The organism is Bifidobacterium sp. SKU (assembly GCF_026016405.1).
GTDB lineage: Bacteria > Actinomycetota > Actinomycetes > Actinomycetales > Bifidobacteriaceae > Bifidobacterium > Bifidobacterium bifidum.
In genome coordinates this window covers 2,123,561-2,149,034 of the sequence record NZ_CP092890.1, presented here as the reverse complement: position 1 = coordinate 2,149,034, position 25,474 = coordinate 2,123,561, and the positions used below count along the sequence as shown (strand labels likewise).

The following is a 25,474-nucleotide window of genomic DNA, read 5'->3' as shown; positions in this document are numbered from 1 at the left end:
AGGCGCTGACAAGGGCCGTTGACTGTTGAGGCTTTGTTGTAATCCCCCTGACATATGAATGTCAGGGGGATTTTTCGTCCGATGCGTGAGCAACGGTAGAAAATAGGAAATATTTTTCGTATATTATGCTCAACTGACAGCCATGCAAGGAAGTGACGTCGTGATATGGCGTCTTTCATATATGGGGATTGAAGAATAACAAGGAGAAGCATGGCGCACAAATAATGGTTCCGCGTTTTGGCGGCTATCGCATGTGTTGCGATGACCGGCATCATGCAAGTACCGGCGGCGTCGGCCGCCACCAGTACCGGTGTCACGGCCGGCGAGCAAGTCGACCTGACCGATGTGGCACCCTCTGGTGCCAAACAGTCGTTCGCGCCCGCCGCGGAATTCTTCAGCATGGCCGTTAGCGAGCAAGCCATGCGCATGAGGGTCATGGACGGGGCGCTCAAGGCGCTGCGCATGCGCATCAACGGTGTCATGGAAGCTGGCGCGGCCATACCCCTCACTGAGAGACGTCGGCAATTCCCCTTCACGCCGATGACCACCGGGACGCTGCTGCTGACCCGTGACGAGCTCATGGACGTGCAGCAGTGTATCAATGGCCTGCTGGACGAATACTTGCGGCTGAGCGAGCAGCGGCGCGGCAGCGATTATGAGTATCAGGTGTCGTACGCGTGGTCGCTGCTGCCATCGAACCCGGCTGCGGTAGTTGGGGAGGATGTGGATGCGGGTGGGGCCGCAGAGGATGATTGCGACGACCGGTGACCACCCCCAGTCGCTACGCGACAGCCATTCGGGCCCTGCAATTGGGGACGGCCTTCGGCCGCAGCCCACTTGCTCGCCTGTCGGATCGCCTTCGTCTACAAACAGCTCTGCCGTTTGCTCAGCCCGCCGCAAAGTGACGGAGGGTTGTTACCGGTGAAGAACGGCCATGTTCCTTGCCTATTGGCCGGTTTTCCGTACATTGTGCCGGGATGTGACTACATGCTCACAAGTCGGGCACACATCTCACAGATAATTCCGAGGAACGTGCATCATTCCTCCAAGCATGATGCGGTTATATAGAACATGTCAGCGGTTGTTACAACGTTGGCGAGGTTGTTGAAACCCCATAATTGAACCCCTTCTTCTCTCTCTTCTCTCACCCGGCGGCTTCCCCGCCGGGTTCTTCTTTTCCGGTGTGTGGTTGCGCCTATCGGATAGGAGCGTGAGGCCTTTCATCCAACCCCTGACGCGACACGCCCGGATTGCGTAGCACAATCGTCTATCTGCGTTCACAGGGTCGCGGCATTCCGCCATTCTCCGGAATGCCGTGCTTCAATTGTGCGAAGCAATCCGGGCGTGTCACATCAGGGGTTGGATGTCGGACTGCCGCGCACGGCGGATTATGAAGGGATTTCGATCGTGCGGGCGGCACGATCACAACAGTTGCATGATGTTCCTTTCATTGTTCGGGTCGGACCGGGTCGGCACCCGGCCTACCGTACGGTGAAGCCTTACTCTTCTCCATATTTCTTGAGCGATTCGCCCCACTGCTGCAGGGCCTCGTGCAAGGTGAGTTTGCGTGGTATGACTGGCCGATGGAATCCACGGCGATCGAGTTCGCGTACGCCGTGTACGACAGATACGTGAAGTCGGTGCGCACGTCCTTGGACGCCTGGGCGATGACGGCGTGGGGCTTCTGCCCTCCGAAGAAATCATCGGTCTGGGCCGCGGGTCGCCGAGCGTCGATTTCAGCGGAGAAATGCCCTCCTGCGCAAGATTCACCTTCACGCCGTCGCCGTGCGCGAACGTGTAGGCGGCCTTGGCCTCGCGGTCGTCTGTGCCGGTCGGCAGTGCGAGCGCACCGCCTCCGTTCTCCCCGTTCGGGGCCTCCCCGGCAGCATCATCGCGCTGGTGGTCAAGGACACTGCCGACGGCGTCTCGTCGCAGATCCTCAAAGGGGCGCAGGTCACGGTCATGGAATCGGACAGCGCGGTGAGCGTCATCGAAACGGGGTCGTTCGGGCAGCGCACACAGCAGATGCTCGACCATCTCGCCGACAAGGTGAACGGCGTCATCCTGTCCACTGACGCGCCCGGCATCAGTTTCATCCGCGACTATGCGAAGCGCGTGCCGCTGGTCGTGCTGAACCGTCCTCTCGAAGGCGTGGCCAGCGTTGTGCCCGATCCACGCATCGGCACCGTGCGCGCTGAGCCTGCTGAAACGCTCGCGGTCACGTACGTCGCCGGCCCGGCCGCGTCATGGGCCAATCAGTCGAGGTGGCCGCGGTGCATGACATCGGGAACCGCATGGGATTCAAGGTCAATCAGATAGGCCCGGTGCACCCCACAGTCGAGGGCGGCTATCAGGCCGCGCTCGCATTGGAGGGCGGGGACACCACCGCCATCATCGCCTACAACGATCTGATCGCGGTGGGCATCGTGCTGCGGTTCACCGCCGATGGCGTGAACGTGCCCGGTGACGTGTCGGTGATCGGATTCGACAACACGCTGATCGCCCCGGTGGTCACGCCGCCGATCACCTCGATCCGCATTCCGCGCGTCCAGCTGGGGCAGGTGGCCGTACGCCGTCTGCTGCTGATGATGATATCGCCGATGATCCTGCTGGGGGTGTTCCTGTGGATTCCGGGGATGCTGTTCGGCATATACGTGTTCGCCTGCTGACGGTGTACCTGGGAGATGACGCCTGAGACTGCCGGATTCGGCGCGCACGCGCGGGGCGAGAAGCGTGACGGGCACGTCGGCATGGCGGGCTGGCTGCGGCGTGCGCGGCTGGTGTTGCGCGAGTATGCGAGCACGCTGCGCGTCAAGGAGTTCCGCAAGCATCTGGCCATCTACCTTCTGGTGCAGGTGACGATGGACGTGTTCGGCCAGACGTTCGTGTTCTTCGTGGTGCACGACTGGAACCATACGGCGGCGTTCGCGTCGCTGATGCCGGGATGCGCTGCCGTCTCGCTGCCGCTGATGCCGGTGTTCGGCTGGGCGATGACCAAGATAGGCCCGAAACGGCTGTACGCGATCAATTTCATCGGCTGGCTTGGTACGGCCTGGCTGTTCGCGGCGTGGATGCTGGTCGGCACGCTGCCGGAACCGTGGTGGGCGGTGTTCCCGTACATCGCGGACATCGACCAGATCGTGACTCGCCGGTACCGTTCCGCCACGTTCTCCGGCATTCAGGCATCGTTCCGTCAGCTGGGCTCGGGAATAGCGACGATTGCCGCCGGCCTGGTGCTGGGCGCGGTCGGCTTCGACGCGACGCGCGCATGGCAGACGACGGTGGCGGGCATTGGATTGGGAGCCGTGCTGCTGGGCTGGTTTACCGTCTTGCCGTCGCGATGGTCATCTGCTGGATTGTGTCCGCCCATCTCGCCATCAACAAGCGTACGGACGGCATCGTATTGACAGAGATCACCCGCCTGCGCAACGGCGGCGACAAGGTCGACGTCACGCCCGAAACCCGTCATGTGGTGGAACGACTGACCGGTCTGCCCTACGAGAGCTGCTGGCGGTAGCCGGCGAGGCGAGACCCATGAACGGCCGCGCAGCAATGCCGTGCCGCTCGCTACACTGGTGAGACATGAGCAAGCATCATCATCGTGACCGCAGCTGGGCGCCCGCGCCGTCGCCGCTGCCCGACGACGCGCACGTCATCGACAACCATACGCATGTGGCATCCGTCATTCCGTTTGCGCGGGCCATGAGCCACGAAGCCGTCGAAAAAGGACAGCCGGAAGTACCGGTGTACGACGTGGAGCAGCTGCTCGCCCAAGCCGCGGCAGTCGGCGTCACCGGCATCATCGACTGCGGGTGCGAGCTGCCGAACCTCATGACCGCCATCCAGATGGCCGTCGACCATCCCGACTCCGTTCATGCCGCCATCGCAATCCACCCCAATGAAGCCGTGCTCCACGGTCACCGCGGCGTCCCCGGACCGGACGGTCTGTCGCTGAAATACAAGCCCCACCATGACGTGAGCTTCGACGACGCGCTCGCCGAAGTGCATCGCCTGGCCCTCGCATACCCGCATCAGGTGGTCGCCATCGGCGAGACCGGCATGGACCTGTTTCGCACCGGGGAAGGCGCGAAGGAACTGCAGCGAGACGCCTTCCGCGAGCATATCGCGCTCGCCAAGGAGCTGAACCTGCCCATGCAGATCCACGACCGCGACTCGCACCGGGAGGTCATCGAGACGCTGCTCGCAGACGGCAGCCCAGAGCGAACCGTGTTCCACAGCTACTCCGGCGACGCCGAAATGGGCGAGATCGCGCGCGACAACGGCTGGTATCTGAGCTTCTCCGGCACGGTCAGCTACAAGGGCAACGACGGTATCCGCGAATCAGCCCGGCTGGTCGGACTGGACCACATCATGGTCGAGACGGACGCGCCGTATCTTACGCCGATGCCATACCGCGGGCGCACCAACGCGCCGTACATGATCCCGTACACGCTGACGGCGCTCGCCGACGTGTTCGACCTGCCCGTCGCCGAAGTCGCGCGTGCGACGCGGCGCACGACACGCACGGTATACGGGGTGTGACGAGGGACGGCAAGGGCGGCCGGCGTCCTCCCCAAGTTGGAAAAAACCGAAAAGGGGCATATACTGACCGCTTGAATTTGAAATACCAAGGTTTCCGTTAGTAGCTGTACCTAGAATATGCGGATATCATGTGCGGATTATCCCCGTCGATGGAGGAAGCATCATGGCTCAAAAGCCCGATGAAACGTTGTTACGTGCCGACACGTTCACCAACGTCCCGAAAGTCTCCCGTCGCACACTGACGAAAGAGGAGCGCGAAGAGCTTGCAAAGCAGCAGGCGGCAGAAACCAAGGAAGCGGAAAAACTCGCCAAGACCGCAAGCAAGGGCGCGATCGGCCGCTGGTGGCGCAGATTGCAGTCCGGCCCCAACAAGATCTCGCTCGGCATGGCCATCGTCGCGCTCGGCGTGGTCTACGGCGACATCGGAACATCGCCCCTGTACACCGCGCAGACGTTCCTTTCCGGCCAGGGCGGCATCGCCAACACCGACCGTGAGGCCGTGCTCGGCATGCTGTCGCTGGTGTTCTGGTCGATAACGCTGATCACCACCGTCAAATACGTGCTCATCGCCATGCGTATCGACAACAAGGGCGAAGGCGGCATCTTCGCCCTGTATTCGCTGATTCGCAGGCATGGCGCATGGCTCGCCATCCCCGCCATGCTCGGCGGCGCGGCGTTCCTCGCCGATTCCGTGCTCACCCCGGCCGTGTCGATCAGCTCCGCGGTCGAAGGTCTGAAGACGCTGCCGCCATTGGAGGCGCTGTTCAAGGAAAACGGCAACCTGACGCTGATGATCACCGTGGTCATCATCGTCGTGCTGTTCTCCGTGCAATCGCGCGGCACCGAAAGCATCGGCCGCGTGTTCGGCTCCGTGGTGCTGGTGTGGTTCACGTTCCTCGCCGTGGTCGGCGCGGTGAACCTCTCCGGCGATTGGTCCGTGCTCGCGGCGCTCAACCCCGTGTACGGCGTGAAATTCCTGTTCAGCCCGCACAACGCGGCCGGCATCGCCGTCATGGGCACCGTGTTCCTGTCGACCACCGGCGCCGAGGCGCTGTACTCCGACATGGGACACGTGGGACGCGGCAACATCTACTTCACGTGGCCGTTCATCAAGGTCGCCCTGGTGTTCAACTACTTCGGTCAGGGCGCGTGGATCCTCAAGAACCAGAACAATCCCGAGTACCAGCACATGGAGGGACTGAACCCGTTCTTCCAGATGATGGATCCGAACGTGCGCTATGTGGCCGTCATCCTGTCGGTCACGGCCGGCATCATCGCCTCGCAGGCGCTGATCACCGGCGCGTTCACGATGGTGTCAGAGGCGACCGGCCTCAATTGGATGCCCCATCTTCAGGTGCGGTATCCGGCGCGCACCCGCGGCCAGCTGTACATTCCCGTCATCAACTGGGTACTGTGCGTGGCCACGCTCATCGTGCTGGGCATATTCCGGGATTCCGAGCATATTTCGGCGGCTTACGGCCTTGCACTGACGATCACGATGATCACCACCACGATCCTGCTGGCGGTGTACATGTGGTACGACCGCAAGCGGGTGCTGGCGGTCGTGTTCACCATCGTGTTCCTCGCCATCCAGCTGATGTTCTTCATCGCGTCGATGGCGAAGTTCCTGCACGGCGGCTGGTTCACGATGCTGCTGACGTTGGCGATCCTGTTCATCATGTACACGTGGAACGAGGGCACGCGTCTGGAACGCGCGCAGCGCCGCCACATGATGCCGAAGGACTTCCTGCCGGCGCTTGACCGCCTGCACGGCGACTTCCGCATCCCGTATTTCGCCGACAACATCGTGTATCTGACCAGCGATTCGGATATGCGACGACTGGATACGGACATCTTCTTCTCGATCTTCGCGGATCATCCCAAGCGCGCCCGTGCGTGGTGGGCGGTGTCGGTGCAGACCACCGACGAACCGTTCACGCGCGAGTACTCCGTGCAGAATTTCGGCACGAGCTACCTGTTCCGAGTGCGTATCCGTCTGGGATTCAAGGTGTCGCAGTCTATTCCGGTGTACCTGCACCAGATCATGCACGACCTGTCGGATTCCGGTGACCTGCCGCAGCAGAAGTCCGTCTACCCGAAGGTGGACGCCGACCCGGAGATCGGCACCATCCGTTACGTGCTGATTCACAAGGACCTGATGCCGGAATCCAAGATCTCCACGCGAGGCGCGATGTCGTTGCAGGCCAAGTACGCGATTCGTCACGTCGCCGGCTCCCCGATCAAATGGTTCGGCCTGGCGCCGTTCAACCCGTTGGTCGAGGTTCAGCCGCTGTTCATCTCCACTCGCCGACCGCCGCGTCTGAAGCGCGTCGCGTTGCGTTCGCGCACGCCGCGCGTCAACGATATCGTGACCGTCAGCAAACCGGAAGAACGGCCGGCTGCGAAACCGACCGCGAAGAACGGTGGCTCGGGCAGCACGAAGGCTGCGTCCGCGGCGAGGGACGGAAGCAAGACGAAGCCTGCGGGCTCGGCGCAGAAGGCCGCCGCTGCGAAGGACGGCGCTGCGAAGCCTGCAGCCGCAGATGCCAAGGGAGGCGCGAAGGTCGACGCGACGAAAAATGATGCCGTGAAGGTCGACGATTCGGCGAAACTCGCTAAGCAGTAGACGCACACGGGCCGCACTGCCGGCTCGCGTGCGCTCCTGATGGACTGATGGACTGCGGAGGCAAACCGCCCATGCGTTACGGCCTGGGTGCCGCGTATTTGCGCCAGCCGCCGCCTCAGTACGGGCGATGGTCGTCGGATGGCGCAGCCATGACAGGACCGTTGCCGGCTGTTCCGTCTGCGCAGTAGTCGCTCTATGCGCCACCGTCGCGGTAGCCGCCCCGCTGGTACTGCCGTTCGGTGCATATCCGGTTATCGCAAGGACGACCTCTACTGTCTGTGACCGGCGAGATGGCATCACGGTCTGCGTTTGGCCGGTCAGCCGGCTGCCGACTTGTCCGGGAAACTTGGTCGAAATGGATATGTGACGCCTGCCAAGTTGTCCGAATCCCCGGCGGATCATACTGCATGGCTGTTCAGCGCTGAAGACAGTGAACAGTTGTCCGGCGATGAGATTGCCTCGTACCTGCTGTCCGGTCTGCTGACGTATGACACCACACAGAACAGATGCGAGATATTGGACACGCAGGCACGTGATTATCAGGTCGCTGAATTATGGATGACGAACGCTGCCGGCTTGCATGAAGACGGCGAGGATGGCACTGCTGACGATGCTGTGTTTGGCCGCGCAGCTTGTTACGCTGCCATTGGCGTCCATGACGGTTGGATTGCCTGCGCTGGTCGGTTCCGGCGTGAGTCTGCCTCTTGCGACGTTGGCGGCGCTTGTGCCTGCGACGATGATTGCGTGGTCGCTGCCTGGCATGTCTGCGGCTGATGTGGTTGCCGTCAGGAATACGTGGCTGATGGATCGTGCGGCGTTGCTGGTGTTGATCGCGGGAATGATGGCACTGGGTGCGGTGATGATACCGGTATATGGCACGGCCGGGGTCGCGCAGGCGCTATCTGTGGGCGGACTTGGCTGCTTCGGGGTGATATGTGGCTGCCTGTGCGGACTGAGAGTTGGCGCGGCGGCACCTGCCTTATACCTGTTCGCCTGTTGTGCGATTGGCGAGCGGGCAGGTGGACGCTTGTTCTTCTGGCAGTTTCCCCTGATGGCGACGCTTGCCCGTCAATCGGCCGTTTGTGTGGCCGTATTGGTCGTATCGGCATGTGTCTGCCGGGTGCCGGACCGCATGCGCATCGCGGCCGTGCGCACGCTATAAGGAACTCCTATAGCCACGCCCGCTTGTCAGCCGCCGCGGCACGATACAGTACCAAGCATGTGCAGATTACTGGGATACGCGACATCGGGATTCAATCTGAGCCTCAACGACGTCCTGGGCATGCACGAGGTGACGGATTTCCGGGATCTCAGCGAGATTCACAATGACGGTTGGGGTGTCGCGTTGCTGTCGAACCCCACTGAGCTGCCGTTTGCCGCCGGCGAGGTACGCAAGCCCGAGACCGGCACGAAACTGTACAAGAGCACACTGGCCGCCCGCCATGACCCGATTTTCCGTGACTTTGCGGACGACCCCGCACGCGGTGGCCTGTGGCACCTGCGTCTCGCCAGCTCCAACCTGCCGCTGATTCTGGAGAACCAGCATCCGTTCTTCGCGAACGGGCTGAGCTTCATCCACAACGGCGACATCTCCGACGACCGCGGCATCAACATCGTGCTCAACCGCGCGTACCCGATCAATCAGGGTGCGTTCCTGTCGACCGGCGGCCGTTCCGACTCCGCGATCTTCTTCTCGGTCATCCTCGAATACATCGCGTTCGGCTTCGCGCTGGACGAGGCCGTGGCGCAGGCGGTACGCCAGCTGCGTCAGGCGTACCCCAAGTCCAGCTACAACTGCATGATCCAAAGCCAGGACCAGCTCGTGGCTTTGTGCGCCGCCGGCCGCGAGAAGACGTCGCCGCGCATCGTCGAGATTTACGACGAGTACGGCAAGGGCGAGAAGGCTCACGATTACCGTGTGATGAGGTACCGTGATGTGCAGGACCGTGACGGCAAGCCGTCCGGTGTGGTCGTGGCGAGTTCCGGCTTCGAGCAGAACGAGTCCGATGGTTGGAAGGTGCTGGAGAACGATCAGATGATCGTGGCGTCCAACCGTACCGGCGAATGCCACGTGCGCTCCATCTGAGAGGCGTCTATCGGGCGATTGATGGCACCTGGCATCTGTAACTTGCTCGCAACGCTCTCCTCTTTTCCTCCTCACCGGCGCGACACGCCCGGATTGCGCAGCACAATCGACGTCGCTGTTTATGATGAAGGCCGGAAAATGGCTGATCTGTGGAAATGCACCTTGCGATTGTGTGATGTTATCGGCGTGTCGCGATGGCTACAATGAGCCGTATGACCGGTTATATCCCCACACTCGACCAGATTGACGAGCTGCACAAGAAAATCGCCCCCTCCCAGGCCGCCTATGACCTGGTGCACACGCATTGCGTTGTCGTGGCGACCATCGCCCGCCAGCTCGCCCGCCATCAGAACGCGCTGTTCACCAACAAGCTGGGCCAGGGCAGCGGCAACGCGCTTGACGATTCCGCCGGGGCAGCTGAACAAGCCGACCTGCCGTCGGACGGCATCACCGGTGGCCGTGTGCCGAAACGCCTGATCGACGAACATCTGGCGACGATCGGCGGCCTGCTGCACGACATCGGCACGTATCGCGTGCTCAAGCATGACGGCAGTGATGGCGAACCGCTGCAATTCGACGGGAAACGTTACATCCTGCATGGCCTGCTCGGCTACGAGTACTTGCTGGAGCAGGGCGTGGACGAGTCCATCGCCCAGTTCGCGCGCAATCATACTGGGGTCGGCCTGACCCAGCAGATGGTCATCGCGCAGAACCTGCCGCTGCCTCCGGTCGATTACATGCCGGTCAATCTGGAACAGGAAATCGTGATGGTCGCCGACAAATACAACAGCAAGTCGATACCGCCGAAGTTCCTGACCGCGCAAGCCTACGCCAAGCGTGCGGAGCGCTATGGGGAGGCGAACAAGCGGCGCTGGCTGGATCTGGTCGACCAGTACGGCGTCCCCGACGTGCCGGCCCTGGCCGCGAGGTTCCGCATGCGCATGATCTAGGTGGAATCAATGCGCCCCCGCTGGGTGGATAGCCCGGTGGACTGCCCACCCAGCGAGGGCGCATCAGATGAGGCCGTTTATAGCTTGATGATGGTTTCGGCTATGTTGGCAACGGCTTCTGATTCGGTGAGGATGATCACGCAGCGTTTGGGGTCGCCGTGGGTGAGCGACGTGAGCAGCTGCAGGATCTCCACGCTGTCGTCATCGTTCAGCCCGCCCGTGGGCTCGTCGGCGATCAGCACCTCGGCCTCGCAGGCGATGGCGCGCGCGATCGCCACGCGACGCTGCTCCACCACGTCCAGCTTGCCAACCGGAGCGTTCGGGGTATCCACATCGAAATGGACCTTGTGCAGCAGCTCGCGTGCGATCACCGGCTTCGGCTTGAGGAACGTGCGCCCGGAGGCATCCATCGCATACACCAGGTTGCGTTCGGCGCTCATGTCGTCTCGTACCGCATACTGCTGCGGCACCAGTCCCAGTCGATGTCCACGGACTTCGCCGGGCTCAAGCTCCAGCAGGTTCGCGCTTTTGTTCATCACATTGCCGTCATGCGGCCGGATGATGCCGCTCATCACGCCCATCAGGGTCTCGTGCAGCATGCGGTCGTTGTCGGGCAGCAGCACCGAGTACACATGCCCGGCATAGAACGCCTGGGTCATGCGGTCGAGCACGTGACGGCCGGACTTCTTGTCGGTCACTGTGACCTTGTTCATCGAGAACGTCGGGTAAGACTTGAGACGGATGCTGTCCGCCTTGCTGCGCTTGAGCTCCTTGTCGATGCGCGATGACAGACGCATTGCAGGGTCGACGCTGGCCGATGCCACGGTGACCCTGCCGGCCCTGGTCTTCTTCTGGCTATCACCGGCCGTCTTGCCCCCGGTGCTCAGCTTGAGCGTTTCGTTGACCTTGCTGGCGTTGGCCGCTGCCACGTCCAAGTTCTCGTCGGCGGTGCCCGCCGCCGTGGCGCCGGTATCAGCATCGCCGGTATCGGCACTGGTGTTATCGGCGGTGTTGTCGGCACTGGCCGGCTCCTGCGCGGCGGCATCCTGCGTATCATCTCCGGGCTTCTCGTCGTCGGCCGGTGCCTCCTCGGCGGAGCCATCCGTCGCGACCGTCGTATCGGCTTCCGCGGTAGTGTCGATTTCCGCGTCGGCAGCGTCGATCACGATGGCGTCGGAGTCGTCACCGTCGTCGTCGAAGACGATGGAGAACTGCACGCTGTCCGGTACCGTCGTCGAATCGCTCGCTCCGGCGGCATCCGGGGATTCGGTTGCCGTGTCAGCTGTGGCGTCGGCTGCCGCGTCTGATTCGACCGCCGTGTTCTCGCCTTCGGAACCGGTCAGTGTGACGTCGTCCTCGTTCATGTCGTCCGCCTTATTCGTGTTCGTGTCGTTCATGCCTGCTCCTGTGCCGATTCCGCCGTATCGTCGGCGTCTGCCGTATCGCTGTCGTTCGCTGCGTTGTCGCTTGTTGCGGTGTCGTCCGTCCCGCCGTCATCCACGACCTCGACCTCATTCGAGGAACGGGCCGCAAACAGCGTCCTGACACGGAACAGCAGCACGCGGATCATGGCGATCACCATCAGGACCACAATCGTGCCGAGACCGCTCCAGATGACAGTCCAGATCAGGTTGCCCGGCACACTGACCGCATTGCCGTCGGCGAGCTTCGTGGCCAGCGGCTTGACCGCGAACGCGCCGACGACCATGCCTACGGCGAATCCGACAAGGTTCAGCAACAGCGTCTCCAGCATGAACTGCCAGGCGATACGCCCACGCGAGACGCCGATGACGATCTGGTTGCCGATTTCACGCCGACGGCCGACCAGCAGGCTCGATCCCCACGAAAGCAGCAACAGCACCGCGCCCACAATCCAGAGGGCGGCGAGCATAGGCTTCATCGAGCTCGCCAGGGAGCGCAGCGGCGCGATCTGCTTCTCGTGCTCGATTAGTGTCGGCGAGGTGAGCTCATGGTTCGCGGGCAGCTTTGCCTTCTTGATGACCTTCTCGAACTTCCGATAGGTCGACATGCTGTCGAGCAGGAACGAGATGTTCAGGTCGGGAATCAGCCAGCCTTTGCCGTCGGCCGCATACAGGCCGTCCATCGCGAAGGTGTAGTACGCGGTGTAGATGACGTTGTCGCGGTTGTCCTTGGCGAGTTTGGCGTCCGAACCCTGCCCCGCGGCGGCCGGCTCCGTGTACTCGTAAATGCCGCGGACGGTCTGCTCGATGGTCTTCTTCGCGTCGTTCGGGAACGCGACGGTGAACTTGTCGCCCACGTCCAGGCCGTTCTTCTTCGCGAACGCCTGTGAAATCAGCACGCCTGTCTTCGACTGGCTCGAGTAGTCCAGTTGCTTGCCCTTGACGATCTTGTACCGGCCGAGCTCGTTCTCATGCGCGGCCTCCAGCGAAGAGAAGCTGCGGTACAGCATCTCGCCGCCGGTCTTGTCGGCGCTCTGGTCGTCGGTGCCAGCGATGGCCTTGACGTCGCCGCTCTGCCGCACCGGCACGGTGATGGTGAGTGCATAGCTGTACGTCAGGCCGGCGGCCTGCAGCGCAGACGCGTAGTTGTCGTATGCGTCGAACGCCAGGTAGTTCTTCGTATAGGAAGAATCGGCGCCGTTGTAGGTTGCCTTGGTCTTCGCATCCGGGCGGATGACGGCGCTGATCAGCTGGGGGTTGTAGCCATCGGTGGCCGATTCATCGGCGTGCAGGACGGAGAAACCGAACAATGTCCCGAATGTGACGATGATGGCGATGAACATGGTCAACAGCGTGCGCCATTTGCGGCGGACTATGGATGACCATGCGTTCTTGAGAACGAACATGCGTGTACTTCTCCAGTTCTTCCCAGCGGGGGCTGCGATCATGGCAACCGTGCGCCCGCGTTTTCGTGACAGTGGCCGGGACGCCACCCGAAGAACCCCGAAAGGCCCCGTAAAGCACGGCATCCCGTAGGCAACACTATGGTCGCGCTATGTGTATGTTATCTTGCTCCATACTGTTATACCCCTCAATGAAGTCTGAAAGCAGTCTGACAAGGTCGCGGGTGTTGTGCCGGGCCATCCTTCCGCCTGTCCCGGGCAATGGTGAAAAAAACGTCGAAATACAACGGTTCAGAAAGAAGACTTAGCGTGCGGTAAGCATCGCGCGGTATCATCTGAGGTTGTATTACGTAGCGTCGAGAGCCGGTTCACCCGAAAAGACGGTGTGACGGCAGACCATCGAACCCGACGGAACGATAACGGTCGTCGCGTGGAACGACGGACGCGACAAAACGGAATGTAACACGAAGCAAACGAGGTTAACCCATGCGCCGATCCCCTCAGCACATCGGACGAAAAGGACATCAATTCCTGTCTCAAGCGCTGCGTCCGCGGCGCATCGTGCTGTATGTGGTGTTCGTGCTACTGGGAGCCGTGTTGTCGGTTGTCGGCATCTACGGAATCTCCGCGCTCAAACTGTACACGGAGGCGAACCGCTTCATCTCCGCTTCCGAAAACCTCGCCAACACCGCGCTCGGCTGCGGTGGCGGAGGTAACATCGGCACGTCCGCACGTGAGATGGTGACGTCCACGCGGGCGCTGCGCGACGAACTGGACAAGTCGCAGTGGACGTTCCTGCGCGACCATACGGCGTACGGGAACGACATCACCGCCGCGCGCACGATGCTGGACGCCATGGGAAACCTGGTGGACGGGCCGTTCACCGATTTGATGGACCTGAGCAAGCAGCTGTCCGGCTTCTCCATGAAAGACAAATCCGTCGACCTGAGCGCGGTGACGGCCATGCCGGGCATCGTCAAGCAGGCCCGAGCCGACATCAAAGTCGAGACGCGGCGGCTGGAGAAGCTGGCGCCTCCGAAGAGCTCGAGCATCGCCTCCATGGTGAAGACCGGCGTCTCCGGCCTGAAATCCGTGGACAAGATGCTCAACGAATACGACGAGCTGATCAACCTGCTGCCACAGCTGCTGGGCGAGAACGGTGAGCGCACGTACCTGGTCGCGATCTACAATCCGGCCGAGCTGCGGTCCGGCGGCGGCATGGTCGGCAACATCGCGCCGGTGACCGCCGACCACGGCAAGGTCACGATCGGCGACTTCATCGCCACCACCGACATCACCTACGGCACGCAGCCGTACGATGCCGAGAACGTCAAGGAAGCTGCGGTGTTCGGCGACCAGGTGTGGAAATACCCACAGACGACCACCGTCAACCCGAACTTCCAGCGGGCTGCGGTCACATTGAAGAACATGTGGCTCGCGCAGCCGGGCAACGAGAACCAGGAGATCGCCGGCGTGTTCGCGCTTGACCCCGTGTTCCTGCAGTCGCTGATCGGCGCGACGGGATCGGTCAAGCTCAGTGACGGCAAGGTGTTGGACGGCACGAACACGGTCAAGTTCTTCCTCAACGAGCTGTACGTGGACCACCCGATCTACAAGGAGCAGAACGCCTACACCAACAAGGCGTCGAAGACGATCATGACCCACGTGTTCTCGGGCGCGGGCACGTCGACGCTGTCGCCGATGCTCAAGGCGCTGCGGCAGACGTCCGCGAACGGCCATTTCAAGCTGTGGATGGCGCAGGAGGAGGAGCTGGCGGCGCTCGTACAGACCAAGGTCTTCGACGCGAACGTCGCGGGCATGATTCCCGGCAGTGTGGAACAGCCGAAGGCCGGCGTCTACGTGACCGAGGCGAAGCCCAGCAAGCTCAGCTGGTATCTTGAGCCGAGCATCACCGTCAAGAAGACGTGCGGCAGCGATTTCGCCGCGAACTCGTACCGCATCAGCGACGAAGTGGACGCGCCCGCCCGAGCTACCAACCCCATGACCATCGCGAGCGCCGGCCTCGGCGACGAATACACGGTGACGGTACGGTTGAAGAACACGATGACCGAGGAGCAGGCGAAGTCATTGCCGGCGTTCATTACCGGCAATACGGAGAAGGGCACGATGCAGCCGCGACTGTTCCTGATGGCGCCCGAAGGCGGCGCGATCACGTCGCTCGCCTACGAAGCCGGCGAAATGGTGTCGAACGGCACCGTGGAGGACCGCCAGTTCATCAACCTGCGTCTGACCCAGGGCATCAAGCCGGGTGAGACGGTGACCATCGCGTTCACCGTGCGGGCGGCGGAGAAGGCGAAGTCGACGCTGGACGTCGTCACCACGCCGATTATCAACGAGAAGGGCATCTACACGGGCACCAACGGCAAGGTCACCGACACGTGCGGCGCTGATGTGCCGGATGCGGTGGAGGACCAGTGGGCGGGAACTGGCAGCGACGGTTCCGCGAACGGTGACGGCAGCTCGAACGGCACCGACGGTGGCAAATCCTCCGGCAAGACCTCGTCGAAGCCCGCCGACGAGAACAAGAACTCCACCGACTCCTCCAATGGAGGTGCGCTGGACAAGCTCAGCAGCATCAAGGATGGCCTGAGCTGCCCGGTGGATCTGAAGAAATTCATGTAGCCACGGACGGCCGCGCGGGCACAGCTGTGCGTGTCCGCGCGGACACCTTACGTAGGCTGACGGTTGCTGGCGAACTCGCGGATTTCGTTGCGGGTCGAATCCTTCGACCCGTCGTCCACGAACAGGAAGCGATAGTCGATGCGATCGTCATCGTCCGGTGCCAGCTAGGCGTTCTCAGAGAGCGTGGTGAGCCGGGCGAACAGCATCGGCAGCGACTCCTCCTCGTTGTAACAGGGTATGAGAATCGTCACGGTGCGTTTGTTTTCGTTCGTTGTCTCTTCCCTTTGATGCCTGATCTGGTGTGACGGCCTGCGGCATGTAATCGACTTCCGCTAGCCATGATAGTGGAAGTCGATTATGCGCGTGGTGTTCCATTCTGGCATTTTCGTATGGTTTCACCGGTCTTGATGGCCGGGCTTGCCGGTTCCGCCGGCAATGTGGACAACTGTGGATAAGGGGTGAGTTATCCACATATCCACAGATTTTCGAGGGTGGGTGGCGCCGGGAGCCTTGGGTGTGCCATGGTGTGCCTATGCGCGAGGACGCGGAGGGACCGTGACGGCAGTGGCGCATACGAAAAGGAGCGATCATGGCGACATCATTCTCGATGGATACCATCGGATTTCTGCAGGCTATCAACAAGTTGGAGCGGCGATTCGAGGAACTCGTCTCTCCGGAGACTATGCGCAAGGTGTGCGAAGACTATGACAGGGACGGCACGCCCACGCCATGGGATCACCGGCTGTACGCGCTGGCGCGCGACGTATTCGCGTGCGGCAGTTGGACGACGAACCTGTGCGCGGCGGCGATGTCATTCAACGGGCGGCTGGTGGGCGAGTGCCGGAGGTTTCTTCACGGCTGCTCCGAAACGGTGCGCAAGTACGGCATCTCGGTGTGGCTGTACGAGCTGCTGAACGATTCCACGCTGGCTCTGTTTCGCGACGACCCGTCCGATTACATGCCGTCGCTGATTCGTATGACGACCGTCGAGGAACTGATGCGACGGCCTCGCGGCAGGAAGCGGTTCGGCAACCGCAAGCAGCGCGGGCTCGCCATGGAGGAGCATTCGACGCAGATGCACCGGCTGGCGGCATACACCCTGCTCAATTGGGGTGCCGATGAGCGGCGCAGCCTCGACATCGCCCGGATGCTGCTGCTGTACCCCGGCATCGGCATGTGCATGCTGCGCGAGGACGGAGACGTGTTGCGCTTCGGTGCGGCGCCGGACATGCGGTATCGGCGCGTGGTCGACTATCTGCACGAGCGGCGGGCGCAGGCCGATGCGGAATACGAGCTGCATGGCAATCAGTGGATGAGTGAGTATATGGGTCGTCATGACGATGAGGAACCGGCTGTCGGAGAGATTGCGACGGCAGATCGCGACGCGGGCGGATGCTCGTCGAAGCGAGATGGCGTTCGCGGATATGCCGAGGTGGGCGACGAGTCGCTGTGCGACTGCGAGAGCTGCGCCCGCATCGACATGGAGGATAGGCTGGATCTGCTGAAATGCGAGCGGCGATACATGTACGATGTCGTCCGGCTGATTGATGCATACGAGAAGATGTGGGACGATGAACCAATAGATGTCGATGACCGCATGCTCGCGCTGGAACACAATCGGGATGTGCCGGGCGAACCACTATGGCAGGATGTGGCGTTCCTGAACGATCTGGCATACTCGCTGATGGGCGACGTGATGGCCCATGACCTTATCCTCGGATTCGAGCGGCGAGACCGCAAGCGGTTCGACCGAGGCGTCGAGCAGCTGGAACTGCTTACGGAGACGCTCGTCCGGTTCGGTCTGCTGTCATTGCCGATAATCGCGTTCATGAACGGATTCGATGAATTCTCACGGGGACTTGATGACGACTACGCGACGGACGGCACGCTTTACAGTACGTCCGAGGCGGACATACAGCGTCTCACACGCCGTATGCAGAAGCGTCTCGACAAGCTGAGCGAGGAGGAAATGAACGCGAAGGCACATTTGGGCGAGTCCTTGGCGAACATCGTATTGGCACGGTTCCCGGATGAGCGCCTGGCGCGGGGGTGCGCTTTGGCGTTGTTCCGCGGCAATCCGGACCAATATGATGAGGTCGTGGAATCGATGCTGATGCGCCCTGATGACGATCCCGGTGACATGGGCCCCGGCGACGGTGATGATGCGCCCCTTGGCGATGTTCCCAATGACGACGTGCTCAGGAAGCTCGACTTCGATGTCGAGGAACTGGACGACGACCTGGAGCTGGCGATGGCCGTTGACCTGTGATCGCGGGGTCTCGGGCCGCGGGCTGGGCGTCATCGCGAGATTAAGGTACACCCGGCAGCGTGCCCCACGTATGGATGCACGCTGCCGGGCGGCGACGTGAGTAGGCGACTCAGTACGGGTGGCTCAGTGCAGGTAGTCGGCGGCGTTCGTCGGGCTGGACGGCACGGCGTGACCCTCCGTCACCGTGCCCAGACCGGACAGGTATGCCTCGCGGCCGGATTCGATGGCGTGCTTGAACGCGCGGGCCATCAGCGGGATGTTGCCGGCGCTCGCGATGGCCGTGTACGCCATCACCGCGTCCGCGCCCATCTCCATGGCCTCGGCGGCCTGACTCGGGCGGCCGATGCCCGCGTCGATGATCACCGGCACGTGCGCGTTCGCGATGATGACCTCGATGAAGTCGCGCATGCGCAGTCCCTTGTTGGAGCCGATAAGCGAGCCGAGCGGCATCACGCAGGCGGCGCCGGCCTCCTCAAGCCGCTTGGCCGCGATCGGATCGGGGAACATGTACGGCATCACCACGAAGCCCTCCTTGGCGAGCATCTCGGTGGCGCGAATCGTCTCCTCGTTGTCGGGCAGCAGGTACTTCGTCTCGTGCTCGATCTCGACCTTGACGAAGTCCGTCTGGCAGACCTCGCGGGCGAGACGCGCAATGCGCACGGCCTCCTCCGCGTTACGCGCGCCGGACGTGTTCGGCAGCATCGTGATGCCCTTGGGGATGTAGTCGAGCAGGTTGTTCTCGGTCGTGCGGCAGCGACGCAACGCCATCGTCACGATCTGCGTGCCGGCGTTCTCTATGGTCGCCTTGATGAGGTTCAGGTCGTAGCGCCCCGAGCCGAGGATGAAGCGGCTGGTGAACTTGTGCCCGCCGAGCACCAGCGGGTCGGCATCGCCGGTCGCGATGTCGTCGTAGGCGTGCGCGTCCGGTTCGGGGAGCAGCGCGGTGTTCGTCGCCGTGCCGATGAGTTCGTCGAGCACCGGGTCGTCCGATTGGGCGGCCGGTGTGGTTGATGCGATGGTCATGATGGTACCTTTCTTTGAGGTATATGACGCTTGATGCGTGCGGTATTCGGGTCGGAGTGCGGTTCGCTGGCCGGCATCGGCATGAGCCCGTGCCGATGCCTTGCCGCGTGTTTGCCGGGCTCTCAGCCGCCCTGCACGAACGTGACGATTTCGACGGTGTCGGTGCCGCTCAGCATGGTCTGTGCGCGCTTGTCGCGCGGCACGATGGCACCGTTCACCTCGACCGCCACGCGTCCCGCGTTAAGGCCCTTGCGCGCGATGAGCTCGTCGACGCTGAGCGGCGTGGCGATGTCCTCCTGCTGCCCGTTGATGATCATGTGTCCCTCCTCGGTCGCTGGTGTGATTCCCATATCGGCGACATTGCGCTGTCGGCCGTTGCCGGTCGATCTCCGATCGGGTGCGCCGGCGTCCGCCGATATGAAAAAAGGGTCGCTGGAGCAAGCCGTACCCTGTGAGGTGGTGCGCCCCTCCATGACCCGAATCATGCGTTTTTTCGTTATGCCTGTTCTGTTATATGCCGGGATGCCCGGTGCGTTTGGCTGGGAACCGTCCGCCATCGGTTGGCGGATGCCGATTGTTGCTGCGCTGTGACTGGACAACTCGTCCCTACGGCGGCATTACCCGCATCAAGTTGACGGTCGAAGCGTCGCTTCCTCTCAGCCTTGCGGCTCCCGTTCGGTTGCGCCTTCATCATAGCCCAGACCGCGTGACATCACGCCCGGCCGCAGGGCTTCGCGGCCTTTCAAAATCCCTCGAATTGGTTATGATTGTCGTAACGAAGAGACAGGGGACGATGATGGCCAGATGCGCTCGATGTGGTAATGAAATTCCGGCGGGATCGGCGTTCTGCACATACTGCGGCATTCCGGTCGCAAGCGGTGCCGCCGCAGCGCCCGGTAGCGGGGCGCAGGTGCCTCAATCTGGTACAGCCGCGCCCGGCTTTGCCCCGAACACAGTACCCGGTACGGGGACGTTACCGCCTGTCCCGCAGCCAGCGGGCCCCGCGGATAACGGCGGCAGCGCACCCCAAGGTCAGCCCGGGTCGCAATCCCAACCCGGCAAGAAGCCACCACTTACGCCCGCGCAACGCAAGAAGCGCAAGATCATCATCGCCATCATCGCGGCCATCGTCGTCGTGGCGATCGTCGTCGGCGGAGTTGCCGCATTCCTCATCCTTCACGGCAAGAAGAACGCGGCCGCGGGCCCCGTGCAGACCAGCGACACGACTGATGCAACGCCGAAGAAAACGCAAAAGCAATCCCCGACGCAGATCGAAGGCAAAAAAGCGGTCAGCGAAGTCACCATGACCAACTTCGTCTGCAACTACGACACCTCCGACTGGGGGTGGGACGGCGGCGCAGTGGTTTCCGACGTAATGCCCTGCGCCAACGGCGATGCGAGCTCCAGCAGCGATTCCGACTATGGCAGTTCCAGCCAATCCGCCGATGACGGGCAATATGCGTTCGGCGTCTGGACGCCGGCAATGGACGAATCGAAGGTGATCTACTTCTCGGCTCTGAAATCCGGGGAGAAGATGTACTCCGATCCGGTCGTCGCCGCCACATACGGTCCCAACCCGGCCGTGTTCGTGATCTACGCGGTCAAGACCAAGGCGGTCGGCACCACGCCGGAAACCGTGCACCTGTTCGCCCATCAGGTCGATTTGAAATCCGGCGAATTGTCCGATCGCATCGATCTGCGCACCGAGGAAGACAACCTGATCAACCTGCAGCAGGATTACAAATTCGATGTGCTCGCGCAATCCAACAATCGCGTCGCCATCGAGAAAAGCTGGAAGACGACGGAGAAGAGGACTGTCAACGACGATCAGCGTGAGGTCGAAATCGGCCACAAGCAGATCATGGGATTGAGCGGCGGCGCGAAGCAGGCCGAGACCTTGCAGACGTTCAAGGACAGCGTGAGCATCAGCAAGGACAGCGGCGGATACCAGTCGTTGAACACTACTGAAGTCGATGTGGACGATTACCACGTGTTCGACACATATGTGGTCAAGGACAGCGCATACCACCTGTATTCCATCGACAGCAACAAGGAAATCGTGAAGATTCCTTCGGACTACTGCTCGCCCGGCGACACCTACCGATGCGACTTGCAGGGCCTGTATCGGTTCGGCGCGAATCAGTACGTGCTCAATCCCTCCGAAAGCTATAACGGCAACAAGCTGCTGATTCTGGATGCAGGCACGGGCAAGACCAAAAAAGTCACCGACCTGCTGAACATCAACACGAAGGATGACCAGTACGTGAACTTCACGGACTTCGGCCAGTTCTCGGACGGTTCCCTGTATTTCCAGTGGGATGAGTCGAGCGACAGCAAGCGTGTGTTTATCCTCTCGCGCGACCTGAAGGTCACCGAGGTGCTGGACGGCGGGCGGTGGGCCCGCCTGATGCTGAACTCCGGTGAGTTCGAAGGAGTCAACTATCTGCTGAAGCAGTTCTACATCAAAACCACGGACGAGAACATCATCGTCGACGAGAAGGGCGAGACGGTCGGCAGCTACACGTTGACCCCGTCGGACGATGACGCGGACGACTACGACCATACGGCCGTGGACTGGATTATGTGGAGGGATGGCTCCGAGAACACGGTGACGGTCACGCGCGGGCAGGCGCCCGGCGAGCCGGCCCCGGACTCGTCCGACGGCAGCGGGTCGAGCAGCGGCGACGGCAGCGCCGGTGACAGCAGCTCCGGCGACTGACCACGCGCCGGGCGGTGCCGCCCTCATGACCCACCTCCATACTCTCTGAACGGTAGCTGCACGGCCGGAAACGTCGGCATGACATTATGGCGTTGTCTGGTGGCAATCCTGTGACTATCACTTTCCTTCACATAAACGGTGTCACAATGAAAGGTATGACTTACAGGAACGACAAAACTGGGGAAGCCACGGTCGAGCACACCTGTGATGCCCGTGCGGTGTTCGACAAGCTCGCCATCATCGTGGTGACATATAAGCGCCAGCAGTTGCTGGAAGAACTCCTGGCCTCATTCGCGCAGCTGACGGTCGCACCATGGCGCATCGTCATCGTCGACAACGAACACTCCGACGAGACGCAGGACATGGTCGACGAATTCCGGGAGAAGGCCGACGGTCTGTGGGGGACGACGGACGCCGACCGCAAAGGTGGCACGAGCCGTGTGGTGTACGCTCCGCAAACCGACAATCTTGGCGGTGCCGGTGGGTTTTCCGTCGGAGTAAAAGTCGCGTACGATCTCGGGGCGGAATGGTTCTGGGTGATGGACGACGACGTCGCCGTACTGCCTGACGGCATCGAGAAGCTCGCGAAATGGGGTCGCGACCATGACGTGATCCAGGGCGGCAAGCTCGATTTCGACGGCGGGCCGTTCTACTGGCAGTACAACTTCATCGTGCCGCTGGGCATCCCGAACCCGATCGCGCCGGCCGCATTCGGCTCCGCCGGGTACCGCGTGATGAACACGCTGTGCTTCGAGGGCGGGCTGTTCCGCAGGCGCATCGTGGAGAAGATCGGGCTCCCCGACCCGCGGTTCTTCATCTACTGGGACGACACGATGTACGGGTATCTGGCCAGCAAGGTCACCAACTCGATTGTGGTGCCCGACGTGGTGATGCGGCGCACGCGCGACATCAGCAACTGGGACATAGCCGGATTGCGGCAGCTGAACTCCACCTCGGACATGAACCGGTACCACATCCTGCGCAACCGCGGGTACATGGCCCGGTACTTCATGGTGCACGGCGACTACCGGCCAGTGCTGTTCGCCCTGGGAACGGCCGCCACGGTGGCGAAAGAGGTTATTCGCCTGGTCGCGGTCGACCGCGAGCACGTGCGCACCGGGCTGGTGCAGATCGCCAAGGGATGGCGGGACTCGCACAAGCTGATGCACGACCCGAAGTGGCGGCCGATGCCGCCGTTGGTGCGGCAATAGCGTCAGGGACGCTCTCAAAACTCACAGATACAAGCACTTTTTGCGTATATTCATGCTGTATCTGCGAGTTTTGAGAGCGCGATTTTACGCAACGACGAAATCCGACACGTCTTTGATCAGGTCGAAGGCGTCATTACCGCGTGTGGTGAGCACTCGCAGACAGATGCCGTTGACGGCACGGCTGACTCCCAGCTCGCCGGGGAAGCCTATGGCGTCCGCGTGGGATCGGATGTGGTCGATGAGTTCGTTTTCCACCTTGATGCGGGCGGCCTCGATGCGGGCGCGCACCGCTTTTCGGCCGATATGTCGGGATCAGCCGCCGTTGCTGGCTCCGCCGTGGCGCCTGCGGCATCCCGTGGCGCAGGCGGCGACGTGAGCGGATCGACCTCCGGCACATGCGCGTACAGCACGCCGCAGTGGGTGAAATTCCGCCACATGCCCAGTTCCGTATAGTCGAGCTGTCGCCGATCGGTCTGCTGGCCACCGACGATGCGTAGGGTGAATGGGGTGCCGAGGACTCCATGAGCGCGACGGGGGCTGAATTATGTGCCGCAGTACATCGCCCACGGTTTCCGCTGTCTGCTGTACGTCTCGTCCCATCAGCAGTAGCGTGTTGCGGATTCAACGGGGTGAGAAAGAAAAAGAGAATGCGCCGAACCACGAAAGCGCCTGTCGGCGCAAAGGCCGCTCGCAGCGGCAAAAAATGGAGCCCGGGGCTATGCATGGCCCGACGCGGATATCAGTATATCCGGGTTTGCCCTGTTACGCTGTCCGCGTGTTGCGCCGGCTCAGTCCAGTTTGCCGCGACGCCACAGCTGCGCTCCGTGGCGGAAATCCTTGGACGTGGCGATGAGATTGCCGGCGGTGTGCATCAGCTTGGCGCTGCGGGAGCGCATGACATGGACTTCGGCCAGGTCTGCGGCGGTCGCGGTTTCGGAGCCGGCCTTGGCCTCGGCCTGCCGCACCATGTGCCGCGCTTCGACGCGCAATCCCTGCGCCACCACGTCGACGAACGCGCTCGCCCTCTCCAGAGCCACGGCGAAATCGCCGGTGAACGCGCCTGCGAGAATCGAATCTGCCGTATGTGTGATGTCCGCTTCGGTGGGTGCCTGGTCGACGCCTGCGATGGCCGACGCGGCGGTCGCCACCGGTTCGCCGAGCCGCCACAGCCGCGAGATCAGATCGCGGTCGCGCCGCATCCATGAGCGCAACGTGTACAGCCGCCACATGATGCCCGGCAGCGAGTCGGGTTCCGACCGGCTCCACAGTTCGGCGATCATGTCCACGCCTTCGCGGTCGACCAGCGTCAGCACCCGTTCCACAACCTGCGGATCAGCGGAGTGATGCACGCGGTCGAGCAGAGCGGCCGCCGATGCGTGACTCATTTCGCTGACCACGCTGGGATCGGCGCCTCCGGCGATGCCCTCGATGAGACCGGGGTCGATCTGCCCGGGGCGCGATGGCCGCGGCGAGCCGGTCGGCGTGAATCCCGTGCGGCTGGGAACGACGGAGCCTGAACCAAGATGCATGCTAGTAGACAAGTGGCGTGACCTTCTGAATGTCGATGATGGAAACGGTGTCACCGCAGGGTACCACGAACAGCGCGATGGCGGTGCCGGTCGGCATGTACGGCGAGGACGGAATCAGCCGTTTCATCAGCGATTTCGTCGCGCACAGTTCGCGCAGATGCCCGAAAATACCGCCGATGACCGGACGATGCATGCAGACCGCGGTCGCACTGTGACGCTGCAACGTATTTTTCAGCTCCTTGTGGAAGCACTGCCACGCCGCTTCCGGATCGGCGGCGAACGCGTCCTCGGTGAGCGGTTCGGCCGTATGCAGCGGCAATCCGGTCTGCCATGACAGCATCTGTATGGTCTGCTGGCAGCGCAGCCACGGCGAGGTGACCAGCCGCGTGGGATTGTAGCAGGCGAGCTCACGGTCGAGCGAATACGCCATCGACGCTCCGCGCGGCGTGATGGGACGCTTGTCGTCGGTACCCGTCCACTGCTTGCGGGGCTCGGCCTTGCCGTGACGCACCAGCAGCAGCATGTCGCCGTCCAGCGCGCCTTCCTCCACACGGTCGACGAACAACGCGAGAATATCGCGGTCGGTCGAATGGGTGAGCATACGCCGCGCGCGCTGCACGCTCACCCACATGACGCTGTCGATCTCGCCCACGTCAGCGCGATGCACGGGGCCGAACGCGTCGGCCCGCCGCACGGCGTCCTCGGGGTCGATCGGCCTTGCCATCCAGAAGAGAATGTGCTTCGTGTCGACGGTTCGATCCTTGGAACGGCGGGTTTTCTTGCCTTCCTCGGCAAGCGGGTATTCGATTTCGCCGAGGAACGGTCCGAGTGCGACCGGCACTCCGGTCTCTTCGCTGACCTCGCGTACCGCCGCATGGCGGTGGGTCTCGTTGAGCTCCAGCTTGCCTTTAGGCCAGCTCCAATCGTCGTATTTTGGCCGGTGCACGATGCACACTTCAAGCGTATCGAAGTCGGCCAGTCGGGATGCCGCGGACGTCTGCCGCCCGTCGTCCGAGAACTTCATCCATCCTTGAAAATCAGTATTGCGGCGA

The 25,474-nt window shown here is 62.2% G+C and carries 21 protein-coding genes, 1 pseudogene and 1 riboswitch; of the genes and pseudogenes, 15 read left to right on the top strand and 7 right to left on the bottom strand.

Annotation, left to right across the window (positions count from 1 at the left end; all coding sequences use genetic code 11):
* The first annotated feature begins 261 nt into the window (after positions 1–261).
* The 10 genes from MMB49_RS09150 (at position 262) to MMB49_RS09105 (ending at position 10,204) form a co-directional block, all read left to right on the top strand.
* Entirely contained in the window at positions 262–768 is a 507-nt protein-coding gene (locus tag MMB49_RS09150) for a hypothetical protein (RefSeq protein ID WP_047271143.1), read from the top strand.
* A 1,017-nt stretch (positions 769–1,785) separates the two neighbouring features.
* Positions 1,786–2,319 (top strand): hypothetical protein, encoded by a 534-nt coding sequence (locus tag MMB49_RS09145; protein ID WP_261804404.1) that lies wholly within the window; start codon positions 1,786–1,788, stop codon positions 2,317–2,319.
* The gene (locus tag MMB49_RS09140) at positions 2,295–2,669 is read left to right on the top strand and encodes a substrate-binding domain-containing protein (RefSeq protein ID WP_261804405.1); all 375 of its coding nucleotides are present in this window, start codon (positions 2,295–2,297) and stop codon (positions 2,667–2,669) included. Before MMB49_RS09145 ends, MMB49_RS09140 begins: the two co-directional genes overlap by 25 nt.
* Before the next feature lie 15 nt (positions 2,670–2,684).
* Positions 2,685–3,407: an MFS transporter gene (locus tag MMB49_RS09135; protein WP_229940984.1), complete on the top strand. Its 723-nt coding sequence runs from the start codon at positions 2,685–2,687 to the stop codon at positions 3,405–3,407.
* Positions 3,404–3,517 carry a hypothetical protein gene (locus MMB49_RS09130; protein ID WP_003822095.1) on the top strand — a complete coding sequence of 38 codons (114 nt, stop codon included), beginning with the start codon at positions 3,404–3,406 and terminating at the stop codon, positions 3,515–3,517. Before MMB49_RS09135 ends, MMB49_RS09130 begins: the two co-directional genes overlap by 4 nt.
* A gap of 65 nt (positions 3,518–3,582) precedes the next feature.
* The gene (locus tag MMB49_RS09125) at positions 3,583–4,542 is read left to right on the top strand and encodes a TatD family hydrolase (protein ID WP_003814081.1); all 960 of its coding nucleotides are present in this window, start codon (positions 3,583–3,585) and stop codon (positions 4,540–4,542) included.
* Positions 4,543–4,705: 163 nt separating this feature from the next.
* Complete coding sequence (locus MMB49_RS09120) at positions 4,706–7,168, top strand: KUP/HAK/KT family potassium transporter (protein ID WP_003820544.1); 2,463 nt, start codon at positions 4,706–4,708, stop codon at positions 7,166–7,168.
* 595 nt (positions 7,169–7,763) lie between these two features.
* Positions 7,764–8,330: a hypothetical protein gene (locus tag MMB49_RS09115; protein ID WP_229940985.1), complete on the top strand. Its 567-nt coding sequence runs from the start codon at positions 7,764–7,766 to the stop codon at positions 8,328–8,330.
* A 57-nt stretch (positions 8,331–8,387) separates the two neighbouring features.
* Positions 8,388–9,254 carry a class II glutamine amidotransferase gene (locus MMB49_RS09110; RefSeq protein WP_047271091.1) on the top strand — a complete coding sequence of 289 codons (867 nt, stop codon included), beginning with the start codon at positions 8,388–8,390 and terminating at the stop codon, positions 9,252–9,254.
* 212 nt (positions 9,255–9,466) lie between these two features.
* The gene (locus tag MMB49_RS09105) at positions 9,467–10,204 is read left to right on the top strand and encodes an HD domain-containing protein (RefSeq protein WP_003820541.1); all 738 of its coding nucleotides are present in this window, start codon (positions 9,467–9,469) and stop codon (positions 10,202–10,204) included.
* Between the two features lie 77 nt (positions 10,205–10,281).
* Here the strand turns inward: MMB49_RS09105 and MMB49_RS09100 are convergent, their stop codons facing one another.
* Positions 10,282–11,601, bottom strand: coding sequence for an ATP-binding cassette domain-containing protein (locus tag MMB49_RS09100; RefSeq protein WP_047271089.1), 1,320 nt, complete (start codon positions 11,599–11,601; stop codon positions 10,282–10,284).
* Complete coding sequence (locus MMB49_RS09095) at positions 11,598–13,031, bottom strand: ABC transporter permease (protein WP_047271088.1); 1,434 nt, start codon at positions 13,029–13,031, stop codon at positions 11,598–11,600. Before MMB49_RS09095 ends, MMB49_RS09100 begins: the two co-directional genes overlap by 4 nt.
* Positions 13,032–13,514: 483 nt before the next feature.
* On the opposite strand from MMB49_RS09095, the gene MMB49_RS09090 reads away from it, so the two are divergent.
* Complete coding sequence (locus MMB49_RS09090; protein WP_047271086.1) at positions 13,515–15,671, top strand: DUF4012 domain-containing protein; 2,157 nt, start codon at positions 13,515–13,517, stop codon at positions 15,669–15,671.
* Positions 15,672–16,260: 589 nt separating this feature from the next.
* The gene (locus tag MMB49_RS09085; RefSeq protein ID WP_003820534.1) at positions 16,261–17,940 is read left to right on the top strand and encodes a riboflavin deaminase; all 1,680 of its coding nucleotides are present in this window, start codon (positions 16,261–16,263) and stop codon (positions 17,938–17,940) included.
* 123 nt (positions 17,941–18,063) lie between these two features.
* Here MMB49_RS09085 and MMB49_RS09080 read toward each other — a convergent pair whose 3' ends face one another.
* Both MMB49_RS09080 and thiS read right to left on the bottom strand, forming a co-directional pair.
* Positions 18,064–18,963 (bottom strand): thiazole synthase, encoded by a 900-nt coding sequence (locus MMB49_RS09080; RefSeq protein ID WP_003816069.1) that lies wholly within the window; start codon positions 18,961–18,963, stop codon positions 18,064–18,066.
* Between the two features lie 122 nt (positions 18,964–19,085).
* Entirely contained in the window at positions 19,086–19,280 is a 195-nt protein-coding gene (gene thiS / locus MMB49_RS09075) for a sulfur carrier protein ThiS (RefSeq protein ID WP_003814099.1), read from the bottom strand.
* 269 nt (positions 19,281–19,549) lie between these two features.
* Positions 19,550–19,648, bottom strand: a riboswitch (TPP riboswitch).
* A 78-nt stretch (positions 19,649–19,726) separates the two neighbouring features.
* Between thiS and MMB49_RS09565 the strand changes: the two are divergent.
* The 3 genes and pseudogenes from MMB49_RS09565 to MMB49_RS09065 form a co-directional block, all read left to right on the top strand.
* Positions 19,727–19,804: pseudogene (locus MMB49_RS09565) on the top strand (hypothetical protein); the annotation flags it as partial.
* Between the two features lie 69 nt (positions 19,805–19,873).
* A complete protein-coding gene (locus tag MMB49_RS09070; RefSeq protein WP_229940997.1) occupies positions 19,874–21,682 on the top strand; it encodes a zinc ribbon domain-containing protein in 1,809 nt (602 codons plus the stop codon).
* A 155-nt stretch (positions 21,683–21,837) separates the two neighbouring features.
* Positions 21,838–22,893, top strand: coding sequence for a glycosyltransferase family 2 protein (locus MMB49_RS09065; RefSeq protein ID WP_003816072.1), 1,056 nt, complete (start codon positions 21,838–21,840; stop codon positions 22,891–22,893).
* An 84-nt stretch (positions 22,894–22,977) separates the two neighbouring features.
* Here MMB49_RS09065 and MMB49_RS09060 read toward each other — a convergent pair whose 3' ends face one another.
* From MMB49_RS09060 to MMB49_RS09050, 3 genes are all read right to left on the bottom strand, one after another.
* A complete protein-coding gene (locus tag MMB49_RS09060; RefSeq protein ID WP_226800919.1) occupies positions 22,978–23,181 on the bottom strand; it encodes a hypothetical protein in 204 nt (67 codons plus the stop codon).
* Between the two features lie 500 nt (positions 23,182–23,681).
* A complete protein-coding gene (locus MMB49_RS09055; RefSeq protein WP_014760749.1) occupies positions 23,682–24,422 on the bottom strand; it encodes a hypothetical protein in 741 nt (246 codons plus the stop codon).
* Position 24,423: 1 nt separating this feature from the next.
* Positions 24,424–25,446 carry an NUDIX hydrolase gene (locus MMB49_RS09050; protein WP_003816076.1) on the bottom strand — a complete coding sequence of 341 codons (1,023 nt, stop codon included), beginning with the start codon at positions 25,444–25,446 and terminating at the stop codon, positions 24,424–24,426.
* Between the last annotated feature and the right edge of the window lie 28 nt (positions 25,447–25,474).